Genomic DNA, 706 nt, shown 5'->3' on the forward strand with positions numbered 1-706 from the left:
GATCCCGACGACCCCGAGCTTACAGTCGGTGATCTTGCCGGCCTCGCCCGCCCGGGACAGCTGCATCAGGATAGCGTCGTCGTCGAGCTTGTCGATCTCGTCCAGGAGGATCAGGACGACGTCGTACCGCTGGTCGAGGATCCGCCAGAGCCGCTTGTAGTACGTGGAGGTGGAAAGGCCCTTATCGGGGACGTTGATACCGGTCTCTTGGGGGTCGTTGACTCCCTCAGCGATCGTCTGGACCGCCTGCGTCTCCGTGGTGTCCTGCGCGCAGTCGACGTAGGCGAACGTCGCGGTAACGCCCTCCTCGCTGGCGGTCGAGACGAGCCGCTTCGAGACGTACTTCGCACACAGCGATTTCCCGGTGCCCGTTTTCCCGTAGATGAGCACGTTGCTCGGGCTCTGTCCGAAGATGGCCGGATTGACGGCCGTCGCTAGGTCGGCAATCTCGTCGTCCCGACCGACGATGCGCCCCTCGCCCGGTAGATGACTGATCTCGAGGAGTTCCTTGTTCGCGAAGATAGGGTCCTCTCTCGTGAAGAGATCGTCCGCTGCGTCCATGAGAGAGACACCGGGTTTCCGGTGAAATGCGTTCTGTTTCGTGACCGCGTGCGGGGTGGGGTTTGTGGTGAGATCGACGGGTCGAGACACACACCGTGTTTCCGGTGAAACGGGGGTGGGCGGTTGGGGGGTCGGGTGGGAAAGC

The 706-nt window shown here is 62.9% G+C and carries 1 protein-coding gene; it reads right to left on the bottom strand.

Translation table 11 applies throughout. The annotated features are described in order from the left end of the window. Positions 1–561 (bottom strand): Cdc6/Cdc18 family protein (locus EXE44_RS17610; protein ID WP_137718022.1); only part of this gene is annotated, 561 nt, incomplete at its 3' end. Positions 562–706: the final 145 nt, after the last annotated feature.

The organism is Halorubrum sp. SS7, from assembly GCF_005435055.1.
In the GTDB taxonomy this organism is placed as follows: domain Archaea; phylum Halobacteriota; class Halobacteria; order Halobacteriales; family Haloferacaceae; genus Halorubrum; species Halorubrum salinarum.